This window comes from Octadecabacter ascidiaceicola, from assembly GCF_900185015.1.
Classification (GTDB): Bacteria; Pseudomonadota; Alphaproteobacteria; order Rhodobacterales; family Rhodobacteraceae; genus Octadecabacter; species Octadecabacter ascidiaceicola.
Window position 1 is genome coordinate 188,612 of the sequence record NZ_FXYD01000002.1, and the last position, 11,804, is coordinate 200,415.

19 protein-coding genes are annotated in these 11,804 nt (G+C 54.4%); 10 read left to right on the plus strand and 9 right to left on the minus strand.

Annotated elements, in window-relative coordinates; translation table 11 throughout:
* Window positions 1-6: 6 nt before the first annotated feature.
* Window positions 7-549, plus strand: a complete 543-nt coding sequence (locus OCA8868_RS06270; protein ID WP_093995728.1) for an adenine phosphoribosyltransferase — start codon at window positions 7-9, stop codon at window positions 547-549.
* Between the two features lie 3 nt (window positions 550-552).
* Here OCA8868_RS06270 and OCA8868_RS06275 read toward each other — a convergent pair whose 3' ends face one another.
* Both OCA8868_RS06275 and OCA8868_RS06280 read right to left on the minus strand, forming a co-directional pair.
* Complete coding sequence (locus OCA8868_RS06275) at window positions 553-969, minus strand: DUF1178 family protein (RefSeq protein WP_093995729.1); 417 nt, start codon at window positions 967-969, stop codon at window positions 553-555.
* Between the two features lie 29 nt (window positions 970-998).
* Window positions 999-1,460: an NUDIX hydrolase gene (locus OCA8868_RS06280; protein ID WP_093995730.1), complete on the minus strand. Its 462-nt coding sequence runs from the start codon at window positions 1,458-1,460 to the stop codon at window positions 999-1,001.
* Window positions 1,461-1,462: 2 nt separating this feature from the next.
* Here OCA8868_RS06280 and modA point away from each other — a divergent pair, with 2 nt between their 5' ends.
* The 5 genes from modA (at window position 1,463) to panC (ending at window position 5,840) form a co-directional block, all read left to right on the plus strand.
* A complete protein-coding gene (modA, locus tag OCA8868_RS06285) occupies window positions 1,463-2,302 on the plus strand; it encodes a molybdate ABC transporter substrate-binding protein (RefSeq protein ID WP_245848075.1) in 840 nt (279 codons plus the stop codon).
* The gene (gene modB / locus OCA8868_RS06290; RefSeq protein WP_093995731.1) at window positions 2,299-2,994 is read left to right on the plus strand and encodes a molybdate ABC transporter permease subunit; all 696 of its coding nucleotides are present in this window, start codon (window positions 2,299-2,301) and stop codon (window positions 2,992-2,994) included. The genes modA and modB overlap by 4 nt, the downstream gene beginning before the upstream one ends.
* A complete protein-coding gene (gene modC / locus OCA8868_RS06295) occupies window positions 2,994-4,031 on the plus strand; it encodes a molybdenum ABC transporter ATP-binding protein (RefSeq protein WP_093995732.1) in 1,038 nt (345 codons plus the stop codon). The genes modB and modC overlap by 1 nt, the downstream gene beginning before the upstream one ends.
* Before the next feature lie 142 nt (window positions 4,032-4,173).
* The gene (gene panB, locus OCA8868_RS06300) at window positions 4,174-5,001 is read left to right on the plus strand and encodes a 3-methyl-2-oxobutanoate hydroxymethyltransferase (protein ID WP_093995733.1); all 828 of its coding nucleotides are present in this window, start codon (window positions 4,174-4,176) and stop codon (window positions 4,999-5,001) included.
* The gene (gene panC / locus OCA8868_RS06305; protein WP_093995734.1) at window positions 4,998-5,840 is read left to right on the plus strand and encodes a pantoate--beta-alanine ligase; all 843 of its coding nucleotides are present in this window, start codon (window positions 4,998-5,000) and stop codon (window positions 5,838-5,840) included. The genes panB and panC overlap by 4 nt, the downstream gene beginning before the upstream one ends.
* 111 nt (window positions 5,841-5,951) lie before the next feature.
* On the opposite strand, the gene OCA8868_RS16620 is transcribed toward panC, so the two are convergent.
* Together OCA8868_RS16620 and OCA8868_RS06310 are read right to left on the minus strand one after the other, a co-directional pair.
* Window positions 5,952-6,113: a hypothetical protein gene (locus tag OCA8868_RS16620; protein WP_179214793.1), complete on the minus strand. Its 162-nt coding sequence runs from the start codon at window positions 6,111-6,113 to the stop codon at window positions 5,952-5,954.
* Between the two features lie 163 nt (window positions 6,114-6,276).
* Window positions 6,277-7,149, minus strand: coding sequence for a LysR family transcriptional regulator (locus OCA8868_RS06310; protein ID WP_093996171.1), 873 nt, complete (start codon window positions 7,147-7,149; stop codon window positions 6,277-6,279).
* 128 nt (window positions 7,150-7,277) lie between these two features.
* Here OCA8868_RS06310 and OCA8868_RS06315 point away from each other — a divergent pair, with 128 nt between their 5' ends.
* From OCA8868_RS06315 to OCA8868_RS06330, 4 genes are read left to right on the plus strand one after another with little or no spacing between them, the layout of a single operon-like run.
* Entirely contained in the window at window positions 7,278-7,511 is a 234-nt protein-coding gene (locus tag OCA8868_RS06315; RefSeq protein ID WP_093995735.1) for a hypothetical protein, read from the plus strand.
* 57 nt (window positions 7,512-7,568) lie between these two features.
* Window positions 7,569-7,979, plus strand: coding sequence for a HipA domain-containing protein (locus tag OCA8868_RS06320; protein ID WP_093995736.1), 411 nt, complete (start codon window positions 7,569-7,571; stop codon window positions 7,977-7,979).
* Window positions 7,888-8,127 (plus strand): HipA domain-containing protein, encoded by a 240-nt coding sequence (locus OCA8868_RS16880; protein WP_093995737.1) that lies wholly within the window; start codon window positions 7,888-7,890, stop codon window positions 8,125-8,127. Before OCA8868_RS06320 ends, OCA8868_RS16880 begins: the two co-directional genes overlap by 92 nt.
* 35 nt (window positions 8,128-8,162) lie before the next feature.
* The gene (locus OCA8868_RS06330; protein ID WP_143849547.1) at window positions 8,163-8,579 is read left to right on the plus strand and encodes a type II toxin-antitoxin system HipA family toxin; all 417 of its coding nucleotides are present in this window, start codon (window positions 8,163-8,165) and stop codon (window positions 8,577-8,579) included.
* 333 nt (window positions 8,580-8,912) lie between these two features.
* Here the strand turns inward: OCA8868_RS06330 and OCA8868_RS06335 are convergent, their stop codons facing one another.
* The 5 genes from OCA8868_RS06335 to OCA8868_RS06355 form a co-directional block, all read right to left on the minus strand.
* Entirely contained in the window at window positions 8,913-9,698 is a 786-nt protein-coding gene (locus OCA8868_RS06335; RefSeq protein WP_093995739.1) for a hypothetical protein, read from the minus strand.
* 30 nt (window positions 9,699-9,728) lie between these two features.
* Window positions 9,729-10,517, minus strand: a complete 789-nt coding sequence (locus OCA8868_RS06340; RefSeq protein WP_179214794.1) for a dioxygenase family protein — start codon at window positions 10,515-10,517, stop codon at window positions 9,729-9,731.
* A 27-nt stretch (window positions 10,518-10,544) separates the two neighbouring features.
* On the minus strand, window positions 10,545-10,814 hold the full coding sequence (locus OCA8868_RS16625; RefSeq protein ID WP_179214795.1) for a hypothetical protein: 270 nt from the start codon (window positions 10,812-10,814) through the stop codon (window positions 10,545-10,547).
* A gap of 274 nt (window positions 10,815-11,088) precedes the next feature.
* Window positions 11,089-11,475, minus strand: a complete 387-nt coding sequence (locus OCA8868_RS17015) for an IS3 family transposase (protein WP_370737988.1) — start codon at window positions 11,473-11,475, stop codon at window positions 11,089-11,091.
* A gap of 41 nt (window positions 11,476-11,516) precedes the next feature.
* Window positions 11,517-11,732 carry a transposase gene (locus tag OCA8868_RS06355; RefSeq protein ID WP_093995743.1) on the minus strand — a complete coding sequence of 72 codons (216 nt, stop codon included), beginning with the start codon at window positions 11,730-11,732 and terminating at the stop codon, window positions 11,517-11,519.
* Window positions 11,733-11,804: the final 72 nt, after the last annotated feature.

Below are 11,804 nucleotides of genomic sequence, written 5' to 3' on the forward strand. Positions count from 1 at the left end.
CCTGCCATGAATACCTCGAAGAAAGACGTTCGCGATTACATCCGCACTATTCCAGATTTCCCACACGAGGGGATCATGTTCCGCGATGTTACCACTCTGTTTTCCCATCCGCGCGGGTTTCGCATGGCGATTGACCAGTTGCTGCACCCTTATGCCGGCGAAGACATTGATGTTGTTGTCGGACTAGAAGCGCGCGGGTTCATTTTGGGCGGCGCAATTGCACATCAGCTTGGCAAAGGGTTCGTCCCGATCCGCAAAGAAGGCAAGCTACCGGGCAAAACGATCAAGCAGCCTTACACGCTCGAATACGGTGAAGCGGTCATGGAAATTCATGATGACGCGATTGAAGCTGGATCAAAGGTTCTAGTCGTGGATGATTTGCTGGCCACGGGTGGCACGGCTGAAGCGGGGATCAAACTGCTAGAAAAGCTGGGTGGTGAAGTCGTGGGTTGCGCGTTTGTCATTGATTTGCCGGAACTGGGTGGCCGCGCCAAACTCGAAGCATTGGGTATGGACGTGCATATTCTATGTGAATTTGACGGCGAGTAACGCTTAGTTCGTCTTGCGTTTAGGGACGAAGGGCAAGGGCATTACTGGCACGCCATCGTCAATAAGCTTCTTGGCGTCATCAAGTTTGGATTCACCCCAAATTGCGCGTTCGGGTGCGTCGCCGTCGTGCATCTTGCGGGCTTCGGCGGCGAAATCTTTACCGACATAGTCGCTGTTGTCTTCAACGTCTTTGCGCAGCTTTGTCATGGTTTCCTCTGCATTTGACATCGGGGCGCTCAGGTCGGTTTTGTTTCCCTTTGCCGGAACAGACGGCGCCATCAACGCGCGTGACACGTCGGTTGATCCGCAGATAGCGCAAGACAAATGCCCAGCCTTTGCCAAGGCATCAAACGCCTTGGAGGACTGGAACCAGCTTTCAAACTGGTGGTCTTGGTCACAGGTGAGCGTGTAGCGGATCAATGGAGCCTCTTTTTGCGGTTAGCATGAGCTTACGCGGTCTCAGGTCGAAAGCTAAGTATGATATCGCCCAGTTCAACGTCATCCACCATCGCCGCCGCCTTTTTGCGCGACACCCACTTACGCTCTCGCTCTTTTTGTTCAGGCCAGGTGCGCAGAACTTTTTTAACGCGAAGCGGATAGACGACTGCAATACAAGGTAAATCATCGTCTGGGCGTGTCTTGTTGTAGCTAAAAACCCCAATTGGGCGCGAATGAATTTTACCGCGCACACCAGCTTCTTCATAGGCCTCCGTTGCGGCGGCATCCATTGGTGTTTGGCCGTCCATCGGCCAGCCCTTTGGCACGATCCAACGGCCCGATCTGCGTGTCGTGACGATGCAAAACTGTAGCTTATCGTTTTTGATGCGATAGCACAGGGCAGCGAATTGGGTCCGCAGGTCCGTTTTGGACGCGTCTCCCAGTTCAATTTCCTGCTGTTGCAAACCTGACATGTTTGCTGATCCGCCTGTTGCCCTTCGTGCGTGTTGGTGCGCACAATTACCTGATGAAGATGCTAAACCACATAACGAACCTATTGCAAAGATTTGAAGGCATTACGGCGCGAAGTCTGATGATGTGCGCTGCAATTTGGGCGTTCTCCGCACAAAATGTGCGGGCGGAAACAATTACCGTCTTTGCCGCCTCAAGTCTGCGCGATGCGTTGCACGATATTGCGGGCGACTATGAATCGGTGACTGGGACGACGGTCGTGCTCGTTTTTGCCGCGTCTTCTGCAGTGGCACGTCAGGTCGCCCAAGGTGCACCAGCGGATGCTGTGCTATTAGCGGATAAAGACTGGGCCGACTGGCTGTTGGCGGAAGGCGCCGTGTCGTCGGTTTCGCCATTTTCGACCAACCGCTTGGTCGTGGTCGGGCGCGAAGGCTCTGCTATTTCCGATGTATCAGACTTAATCGCGAATTTGGGGAACGAACGGATCGCAATGGCGCAGGTCGAAGCTGTTCCAGCAGGGCGTTATGGCAAGGCCGCGTTGATCACGCTCGGCGTTTGGCGATCATTAGAACATCAAGTTGTTCAAGCCGGGAACGTCCGCGCAGCCCTGCGGTTTGTTGAGCGCGGCGACGCACGCTTTGGCATTGGCTATGCCAGCGATCTGGTTGCGCTGACGGATCTTTCCGAACTTTATTCGTTTCCACCTGACACACATCCTGAAATCATTTACTCCGGCGCCCAAGTGACACCAACGGGCGCAGATTTCATGTCGTATATTCAATCGGTTGAGGCGCAAAACACCTTGGCGCATTGGGGTTTTGAAGCGTTGGAAGTCCAGCAATGACAGACTGGCTCGGCCCTGCAGAGTGGACGGCCCTTTGGCTGTCGCTGAAGGTTGCGTTCTGGGCGACTTTGGTGAGTTTACCTTTTGGGTTTGCTGCCGCCTATGCTTTGGCGCGGGGGAACTTCTATGGGCGCCAAACGCTGAACGTTTTGGTGCATTTGCCGCTCGTTATGCCTCCAGTCGTGACTGGGTATTTGCTGCTTCTCGGGTTTGGGCGTTCGGGACCATTGGGAGAGCTTTTTGAGAACTTGTTTGGCCTGATCTTCGCCTTCCGCTGGACGGGCGCTGCATTGGCGGCGGCGATTATGGGCTTCCCTTTGATGGTACGGGCGATCCGCTTGTCGCTTGAAGCGATCGATACGGGTGTCGAGGAAGCCGCCGCTACATTGGGGGCGTCCAATTGGCGAATTTTGCGCACGATAACGCTGCCCCTCGCGTGGCCGGGGATACTGGCGGGCGCCATTTTAGGGGTCGCCAAGGGCATGGGCGAGTTTGGCGCGACAATAACATTTGTGTCCAACATCCCCGGACAAACGCAAACGTTGGCGCTTTCCATCGACACATTGCTGGAAATTCCAGGGGGTGAGCCGTTGGCGTTGCGCCTTGCGCTTGTATCTATCGCAATTGCGGCAGTCGCGCTGATCGTTTCGGAAGTTCTCGCGCAGCGGGTCACTAAGCGGAGGGCTTCGTGATGCTAAAGGTTTCCGTCGCTAAGTCTTTTGAGGGGTTTGCGCTTGATGCCACGTTTGAGGCACCGGCGGGTGTGACTGCGATTTTCGGGCCTTCAGGGTCGGGTAAAACCAGTATTATTCGCGCCGTTGCTGGATTGTTGGGGTGTGATCGAGCTAGGATTTCACTTGATGGTGTGGAGCTGTCTGAGCTGCCACCGCATAAACGAAACATGGGATATGTCTTTCAAGACGCACGCCTTTTTCCGCATATGACCGTCCTCAAGAACTTGCGGTACGGTGGAATGCACGATGAGGAAGCGGTGATTGCGGTTCTTGGTCTCAGCGCATTGCTTGAACGCTACCCATCGTCCTTGTCTGGTGGTGAAAAGCAACGGGTCGCGCTGGGTCGCGCATTGATGTCAGCCCCCAAGGTTTTGCTCCTTGATGAGCCACTTTCTGCGCTCGATGGACCGCGTAAGGCGGAAGTCCTTCCGTACCTCGAAGCGCTGCGGGACCAAACGTCGATCCCGATCCTGTATGTCAGCCATGACATGGGCGAAGTCGCGCGGATGGCCAGCCGGATCGTGGTGATCGACCAAGGGCAAGTCGCGCTTGCGGGCGAAGTACAGGACGTATTGGCGGACCCAGCGGCGGTGCCTTTCGTGGGCCTTAACGCCGCTGGTGCGGTATTGACAGGGCGGGTGGTCGGACTGGCCGATGATGGTTTGACCAAGATCGAAACAGGTGCTGGTGCGCTTTGGGTGCCGGGCGCGGTGGGCCGCGCGGGAAGCCACGCACGTGTCCGAATACCGGCGCAAGACGTGATCCTGTCGCGATCCGCCCCAAAAGATATGAGTGCGCTAAACGTGCTGTCGGTCACGATTTCGGCGTTGGAACACGGCAAAGGCCCCGGTGTGGCCGTCGCATTGCAAGCGGGCGACGCAAGGTTACTTGCACGTATCACAAAGCGATCCTGTGAGGCCATGAAGTTGAAGAATGGCGACCAAGTCTTTGCAATCCTTAAAGCAACCGCGATTGCCCCCTCAGACATCAGCTAGCAAATCACAACCAGTGGGATCGCTATATTGATTGTCAGCTGGCAATGCTTAGGTTCATGTGTGCCCCTGTGACCGATTGGCGGTAGAAACACTTTAACGCGGCTGATACGTACGCTGCAAACGTGAAAGACGAGGACGCAACATGAGTGCTACAGCCAAAAAACGCGCACCGATGGCCGATGATATTCGCGCCGCAAAAGGTGGAACGCCACTTGTCAGCCTGACGGCCTACACAACGCCGATGGCGCAAATGATGGACGCCCATTGTGACTTCGTTCTCGTTGGCGACAGCGTTGGCATGGTACTGCATGGCTTGCCGTCCACTTTGGGCGTGACGATGGAAATGATGATCATGCACGGTCAGGCCGTTGCGCGTGGATTGAACAGCGCGATGATGGTGATCGACATGCCATTTGGCAGCTATGAAGAAAGCCCACAACAAGCTTTCGCAAATGCTGCGCAGTTGATGGCAGAAACGAACGCCGGCGCGGTGAAGCTAGAGGGCGGTGTTGCGATGGCGGAAACGATTGCGTTTCTGGTCGCGCGCGGCATTCCTGTGATGGCGCATGTCGGGCTTACGCCACAGTCCATCAACACGCTAGGCGGTTATAAGGTACAGGGCCGCGGCGATGCACACGCGATGCTGATGGCAGACGCGCAGGCGGTGTCTGATGCCGGTGCATTTGCCGTCGTCCTTGAAAAGGTGCCAGCAGGGCTGGCTGATGAAGTGACCGCGCAGATTGAAATCCCAACGATTGGTATTGGCGCGAGTGCGGGCTGTGACGGTCAGATCTTGGTTGTTGATGATATGCTTGGCTTGTTCACAGCATTCAAAGCAAAATTCGTGAAACGCTATGCGCATCTGGCTGACGACGGAGAGGTCGCAATCGCGGCCTATGCTGAAGAAGTGCGCGCGCGCACCTTCCCAGCCCAAGAACACACCTTCGCAGACGAGGTTCCTGTAAAATGACGGCCCCGATCGTACGGACTTTGGCCGAGCTGCGCGAATATACAACGGCGTGGCACAAAGCGGATGAAGTGATCGGCGCAGTGCCAACGATGGGTGCATTGCATCAAGGGCATTTATCGCTGGTGCGGGCAGCAAAGGAGCAGTGTGACCGTGTTATCGTGACGATCTTTGTGAACCCGAAGCAGTTCGATAACCCCGATGATCTAAAGAATTATCCACGCACCGAACATGAGGATGCCAAGAAATTGGCGTCGCTTAAGGTCGATGTGATCTACGTGCCAAATCCCGAGGAAATCTATCCCGACGGTTTCGCGACAACCGTTTCTGTAAGCGGCTTGACGGATATGCTTTGCGGCGCAGCACGACCTGGACATTTTGACGGTGTCGCGACAGTGGTCAGCAAGCTGTTCATGCAGACGCGGGCTGATAAGGCCTTCTTTGGTGAGAAAGACTTTCAGCAATTACAGATCGTTACGCGTCTTGCGGTCGACCTTAACATTCCAATCGAAGTCGTAGGGTGCCCGACGATCCGTGAAGAAGACGGCCTGGCAATGTCCTCCCGCAACTTGCTTTTGTCTGACCGCAGCCGGGTCTTCGCGCCAATACTGGCTGAGGTGATGGGGGACATCGCTGAAGCACTGAACAAGGGCGAGGCAATGGGTGATGTCGTTCCGGACGCTACATCACGCTTGCTTTCTGTCGGTTTCAACGAAGTGGATTACCTTGAATTGCGCGACGGATCAGATTTGTCCCTGCTGAATTCAATGAAACCAGGCGCGCGCTTGTTTGCCGCAGCATGGCTCGCTGGTGTTCGCCTAATCGACAATATTGCCGTCTAAAGTGACGCTGAATTAAATGTCAGTGAGTCATATCTTGTAGACTAACCTGCATCAGGCTTCGCTACCCTCCGCTGCGCCTAGACGGCAATGCGGTTTTGTCCCAGATGGGGTTTAGGCGATCTTAGCGTGGTTCGCTGCGATCTCAGTCTTCGTTTTTCGCCAAAAGTGTGCGAACCCGAACAGCAAGCCGATGTGTAGAATTGTGTTTGGAATAAATGACATTGGATTTCCGTAAACGCCGGTGAAATAGGCGATCGGATCAATCGGTGACACGTCAGTTCATCTGGAGCGACGTTCTTTTCGGCGGGGCGGAACGACGCTGCATTCGATGCGATGAAGATTATATTGAGTAGTGCCCAAGACTTTGCTCCGAAATCATGATTGCAGAGTTGGGAAGCACGAGTTCAACCGTCGCGCGCCAATTAGATGTATTGTTTCAGACGACTTGTAGGCTGACTTTTGAAGTGACGCCCTTGGCGACTTCCATGGCAAACGACTTGAAATGTGCGGACCGTGAATTGCGTCCAACTCGCAAAACATAAGCAATCTCAGGAGGCGGCGAGAACTGATGATCGAGGATTTGCATCTCGTCCGTCAAATATCTGCCGGGAAGCAACGCAACGCCCAGACCAGACTGAACCGCCGAAACGATGCCCGCCGAACTTGCGCACTCCAAGATGGTATCAAACCCTGTCGCCGGAGTGTTTTCAATGTCCATCGCCCAATGCTTAAAAAAACAGTCGTCATCATAGGCGAGGAATGGGATTGTACAGTCGCAGCGTAGTTCTAGATCCTTGGCTTTGACCCAATGGACCAAATCAGTGAACAAAACTGTGTCAGACGGCCTTAGGTCGGTTGCAAAAATCTGCATCATCGAAATGTCGATTTCGCCCTTCTCCAGTTCACGTTGAAGGACAACACTTTGCCTAACATGTGTGCGTACGCTCACATTGGGATGCAAGCGGGTGAAGCGACCAAGAATACGCGACAGGTCACTGCTGGTTACATCTTCGGTCATTCCCAGACGTATGTGGCCGGAAATTGGACGGGTACTCAGGCTTTGAACTGCTTCGTCATGCATGGCGCAAATTCGCCGCGCATAGACCAAAAGTCGTTGTCCATCTTCCGAAAGCAACGGAGCACCGGACTGACGGGTCAACAATGAACAACCAATTCTTTCTTCTAAACGTTTAACCTTGTGACTGACTGCAGACTGCGACAGCGACAAGTGTTCCGCAGCGCGGGTGATGCCACCATGCTCAGCGATCGCGCAAAGGGTCCGCAACGCTTCGATATCCAGTCGCTTCATCTTCGTTTTGACCCCTTCATGACAAAAGTGGGCTGTTCTATGAAAGAATCCCATTTTCGTCATGTTGCGTCAAGCTCTATCAATACCGAAAAAGATCAAACATCACGCAAACAGGAGCAATTGAGATCATGAAAACTTCCAACCTCATAACAATACTAGAAGTGACAGGTTCGGCACTCGCGATCATCTATGCGCTACTGATCGCATCAAACACTGGCAATGAAATCGTTGGGTTTACCTTATTGCTCATCTCCGCCGCACTCTTTGCTGGGTGGGGCTTCTTAGACAAGAGATGGGCCTTTTTGTCTCTTCAGTTTTTCTACGCGGCCTCAGCCATTATTGGACTTGTTCGCTGGGCGTAGTTTAAGGGGGATGGCGCACTCGAGGGAGAGCCCGTTTCTGAGGCACAGATTGCGGATATGTTACGCAACCTCGCAAATGCCCCCCTTGGCTTAGACAAGGAAGACGACTTACGCATTTCTATCGCAGGGGCGCAGGAGAAAACGGCGCTGCTACGCCACGAGGGCGCGTGGATCCGTCCATCGGGGCTCACCCGAACAACTCATATCCTCAAGACGCAGCTTGGCGTTCTGCCCGCAGGGATCGATTTGTCTGACAGTGTTGAGAACGAATTTTTCTGCATGAACCTCTGTCGGGCCATGGGCATGGATGTGGCTGAAGTCGAGAATGCCGACTTCGAGGACGTGCGGAGCCTTGTTGTGACCCAAAGATGGCCGGTTGATCCGCCTTCCGCAGGAAGACTTTTGCCAGGCGCTCACAGTTCCACCCAGCCAGAAACACCAAATGGATGGCGGGCCGGGGATCACTGAAGGGACCGGGATGTTGACTGGTAGTGATGACCCTGAAGCGGATCAGCGTGCCTTCTTCCACGCGCAGGTGCTGTTTTGGTTTTTGGGAGCGACGGACGGGCACGCCAAGAACTTCAGCATTGCATTGCGCCCCGGAGGTTTCCGCTGACCCCGCTTTATGATGTGCTGAGCCCCCAAAAAGAAGTGGATGACGGTCAAATCAGCCAGAACCGGATGCGCCTCGCGATGGACGTCGATGGACACTACCGGATCAACGAGGTGGTGCCGCGTCATTTCCTGCAGGCTGCGAAGGCAGCAGGTTTTGGTGTGGCGCTGGCGGAAGAGGTCTTGTCGGGCGTTGCGTCTGAGCTTGAACCCGCCTTGGACAAGACACTAGGCGTAGGCGTATCCCCAAGCTGGTTCGTAATCATCCCCCCCAGCGGCAACAAATACAAAGCAGCGACCATGATCACAGGACCTTTTGGGAAGGTATTCATTCCTAAAAAAAGAAAATACAGAGCGACCGGGAACAATAAACCGAGGCCCACTGACACCCACAACGGGTCTACATTCTTTATAGCCTGCAAAAAATTAGTGCCGCAACACCAGTTGTCAAAGTAACAACTAGTCCCAATACAGTGCTTTCTTGAAGGCTGTCATATTTACGACCTCCTCGGTATGGATTTTATTGTAAATTACTATGTACCGACCGGCTTTGAAACCAGAGATTGATTAGGCTCATGCCCCATAAATTGTCTTGCTGTTCGCCTGGCATGACTGTCTCATTAATCGGATGAAGCGGGGATTGCGCCTCTAAGTTGCCGCCCCGCCTGAGGCCCAGAAATCGGTCTATCGAATTGCGCAAGCCATCCAAGATGTTTCATGGGCCAGAAAGCATTGTGGTCTCATTGGCTTCGGGACACTAACTATTCTAGGCAACAACCCACGCCGTTTCTAGGGAGAGTAGGAGATATTCGCGCTGTGGGCATAGTTGCCCGTCGGCCAGTGATCCAATGGGTAGTTGTAGGCGCTATTTTCCATCAGGGCGACCGTTCCAGGCAGGGCCGCAGTTAAGGCGGCGCGGTCCTTCAGTCGCATCTCGTCAGAGGATAGATCCGCATCAGAGCCAAGATAGGCCGCCGTGGCCAGATAGAAGAACTCAACCGATTTACAATTAGCATTGCAGGTGGGGTCGTCATAGAAATAGTGCCCTTCGGCCTCGGCCTTTTCCCACTCTGCAAACATGCGAGAACCTGGTTCGGGGTTAAACAGATCAGGGAAAGCAACTTTCCAACCGGCGTTCATGATCAGGTGATGGATTTCTTCCTGGCTTGCATCCCGACGGCCAAGGCTTGGGTTTGTCTCTCCTGCGAAAAGGTCCTGCCCGACACGCGTTTCAAGTGCGGGCATCAAGCTTTCGATCACCGCATCGGTGATTGCGTTCTTCGTCATGACCAGAAACGGCTGGGATGTCTCAAGTGCTTCGATCAGGCGGGGCTCGTCAGCAATGCCGTCCCCGTCATTGTCTAGCCATTCAGCCGTCACATTGGCCGCATGGGCCAGTTTCTCGTCCGGCACCCCGCTGGTTGCGCAAATGGCGACGACGTTAAAGACCATGGCCTCTTTGGCAAAGCTGGTGCCGGGGCAATTGGGCAGGGCAATGCCGCTGGTGTCTTCGTCTTTGCATCCCGACAAGGTGAGCCCACTCAGAATGGCGGCGATAAGAAGAGGTGTTTTCATGATTTTGTCTCTGTCGTGTTGGGTGATGGGTCAGATCTCGACGGTCAGGGTCAGCGTCGCAAGCAATTGGCCTTTGCGCTCCACGATGTCAAAGATCGCAAAGTCGCCGCCGGCTTCCTGAGCGTTGGTGATCCGTGTTGTGCCCCGGGGTTCATTGTACGGTGGCATCTGCAGAATGCGTGCGTTGATATCCTCGGGCATCAATGCCTGATTGGTGATGTACGCCTTGTCATCGATATGCAGTTTGAAGTGGATGTGAATGGCGCGGCCCGCATAGTAGCCGGGATAGATTGTGTCGAACTCTGCAATGCCGTCAGCATCCGTGGCAAAGACACCGCGGCAGAAACGTTCGTCGGTTTGTGGTGTGACATGATTGCCCGTCGTCGCCTCCAGATCGGGCGATGCCGTGTAGCCTGAATAATGCCCCCGCCCGTCGCAGGCCCAGATATCAACCGTCGCGTTGGGTAACGGTTTGCAGGATGCATCTTGTACCTTCAGCGCGACGGTCAATGGCGCCCCGTCGCGGCCACCGGTGATGTCTTTTCCCGTGTGATCCACACACATGAAGTAAGGCCCTTCAAAGCTGTCCTCGGTCATCTCGCAAGCAGCTGCCTTGGTGAAATCACCGGGCTGCGCAATCCGTTCCGCAACCGGAGAGACCGGCACGCCCGCATTGTTGCAAGAAATATTGTCGCTTCCAAACAAACCGCTGAACCAGCCGCCACCTCCATCGACTTGGGGGCGATCAACGGCAAGAACTGAGGTGGCAAAACTGCTGCAGCCCATGGCGATCAGAACACGGCGGGTGATGGTTTGCACGGGCTTTCCTTTCATTTGCAGCAGAGATCAGCTGATCGCCGCAGTTGAGATGTCGACACCTTTAAAGAGGAATGTGGTGATGTTGGCAAGCGTAACGGTGCCGTGCCCGGGGGCCGTTACGATCAGTGCTTCGTTGTTCCTACTAACGTGCGTCTCGGTTGAGGCCACATCATATTGTACCACATCCGTCCCGTTGCCCCCGCCCAGCACATTGTAGGCTGCGTTGCCAATCAGGATATTATCCTGCGTATTTCCAACCACGCCCGATAGCAAATCACCGGTCAAACGTACATTCAAAAGATACTGCGCCTTGAGCGTATATGGCAGGCCAAAAAAATATGTGAAGGATGTCGCCAAAACCTGCGTCGATCCGTTCCATATAGGTCCGATGAGGTGGCAGCAGGGTTTCAAGGTTGGCAAGCCCCACCGGATCCATTTTGTCCAAGCCGCCGCGCGTTTCGGGGGTATATTAACCCCAAAGCGTCCCGTCACCGACATATGCACCCCTAGGGGTGACTGCAGGAAGTTGGACTCTTGGCATAACATGCCCTCCAATCCTCCCCCCCATCCGTCAACGCATCTGACACGAAGTCCAAGCTCCAGTGTTGGTTTGGGCCATCGGGCAGCACCATCGGCATCCTCGTCCCAAAGCACGCTTTCTACTGCCTCTGCGGCGCACCTGAAGCTTCTCTTCGACATAAATGCGCCTCACCTTCTTGTGGTTCACGGAAAAACCTTCCCGCGCGATCATCACGCGGACACGGCGGCATCCAAACCGTCGTCGTTCTCTGGACACCCGTTTGATCGCATCGCGTAACTCAGTGTCATCGCCACGACGCGACTGATAACACACAGTTGATCGGTCAACTTGCAATACATCGCACGCCCGTCGCTGGCTGACCTGGTGAACTTCCAGCAAATGAACCACAGCTTTCCGCTTTGCCACGGGCGTCACCACTTTTTTGAGTTGATGTCTCGCAGCATAGCGTTGTCCAGCATTTATTCCGCCAGCAACTTCTTCAGCTTGCCGTTCTCGTCTTCCAACGCCCGCAATCGCTTCGGGTCAGATGGCTCCATGCCACCATACTTCGATTTGTATTTGTAGAAGGTCGCAGAGCTGATCCCGTTCCGCTGACACACGTCAGCGGTCTTCTCGCCCGCTTCCTGTTCCTTGATCATCGCAATGATCTGTTCGTCCGTAAATCGTGCCTTCATTTGTCCGACCTTTTGTTGGGCGGACTCCACACAAATTTGGAGGCGTTTTCCAGAACATTATCCAGAGTCGCA

Excerpts from the sequence above, each read along its gene's own strand:
- modB (WP_093995731.1), top strand. The coding sequence starts at position 2,299 with ATGACAGACTGGCTCGGCCCTGCAGAGTGGACGGCCCTTTGGCTGTCG.
- OCA8868_RS06280 (WP_093995730.1), bottom strand. The coding sequence starts at position 1,460 with ATGTCAGGTTTGCAACAGCAGGAAATTGAACTGGGAGACGCGTCCAAA.
- OCA8868_RS06320 (WP_093995736.1), top strand. The coding sequence starts at position 7,569 with ATGTTACGCAACCTCGCAAATGCCCCCCTTGGCTTAGACAAGGAAGAC.
- modC (WP_093995732.1), top strand. The coding sequence starts at position 2,994 with ATGCTAAAGGTTTCCGTCGCTAAGTCTTTTGAGGGGTTTGCGCTTGAT.
- OCA8868_RS06315 (WP_093995735.1), top strand. The coding sequence starts at position 7,278 with ATGAAAACTTCCAACCTCATAACAATACTAGAAGTGACAGGTTCGGCA.
- OCA8868_RS06355 (WP_093995743.1), bottom strand. The coding sequence starts at position 11,732 with ATGAAGGCACGATTTACGGACGAACAGATCATTGCGATGATCAAGGAA.
- OCA8868_RS06310 (WP_093996171.1), bottom strand. The coding sequence starts at position 7,149 with ATGAAGCGACTGGATATCGAAGCGTTGCGGACCCTTTGCGCGATCGCT.
- panB (WP_093995733.1), top strand. The coding sequence starts at position 4,174 with ATGAGTGCTACAGCCAAAAAACGCGCACCGATGGCCGATGATATTCGC.
- panC (WP_093995734.1), top strand. The coding sequence starts at position 4,998 with ATGACGGCCCCGATCGTACGGACTTTGGCCGAGCTGCGCGAATATACA.
- OCA8868_RS06270 (WP_093995728.1), top strand. The coding sequence starts at position 7 with ATGAATACCTCGAAGAAAGACGTTCGCGATTACATCCGCACTATTCCA.
- OCA8868_RS06335 (WP_093995739.1), bottom strand. The coding sequence starts at position 9,698 with ATGAAAACACCTCTTCTTATCGCCGCCATTCTGAGTGGGCTCACCTTG.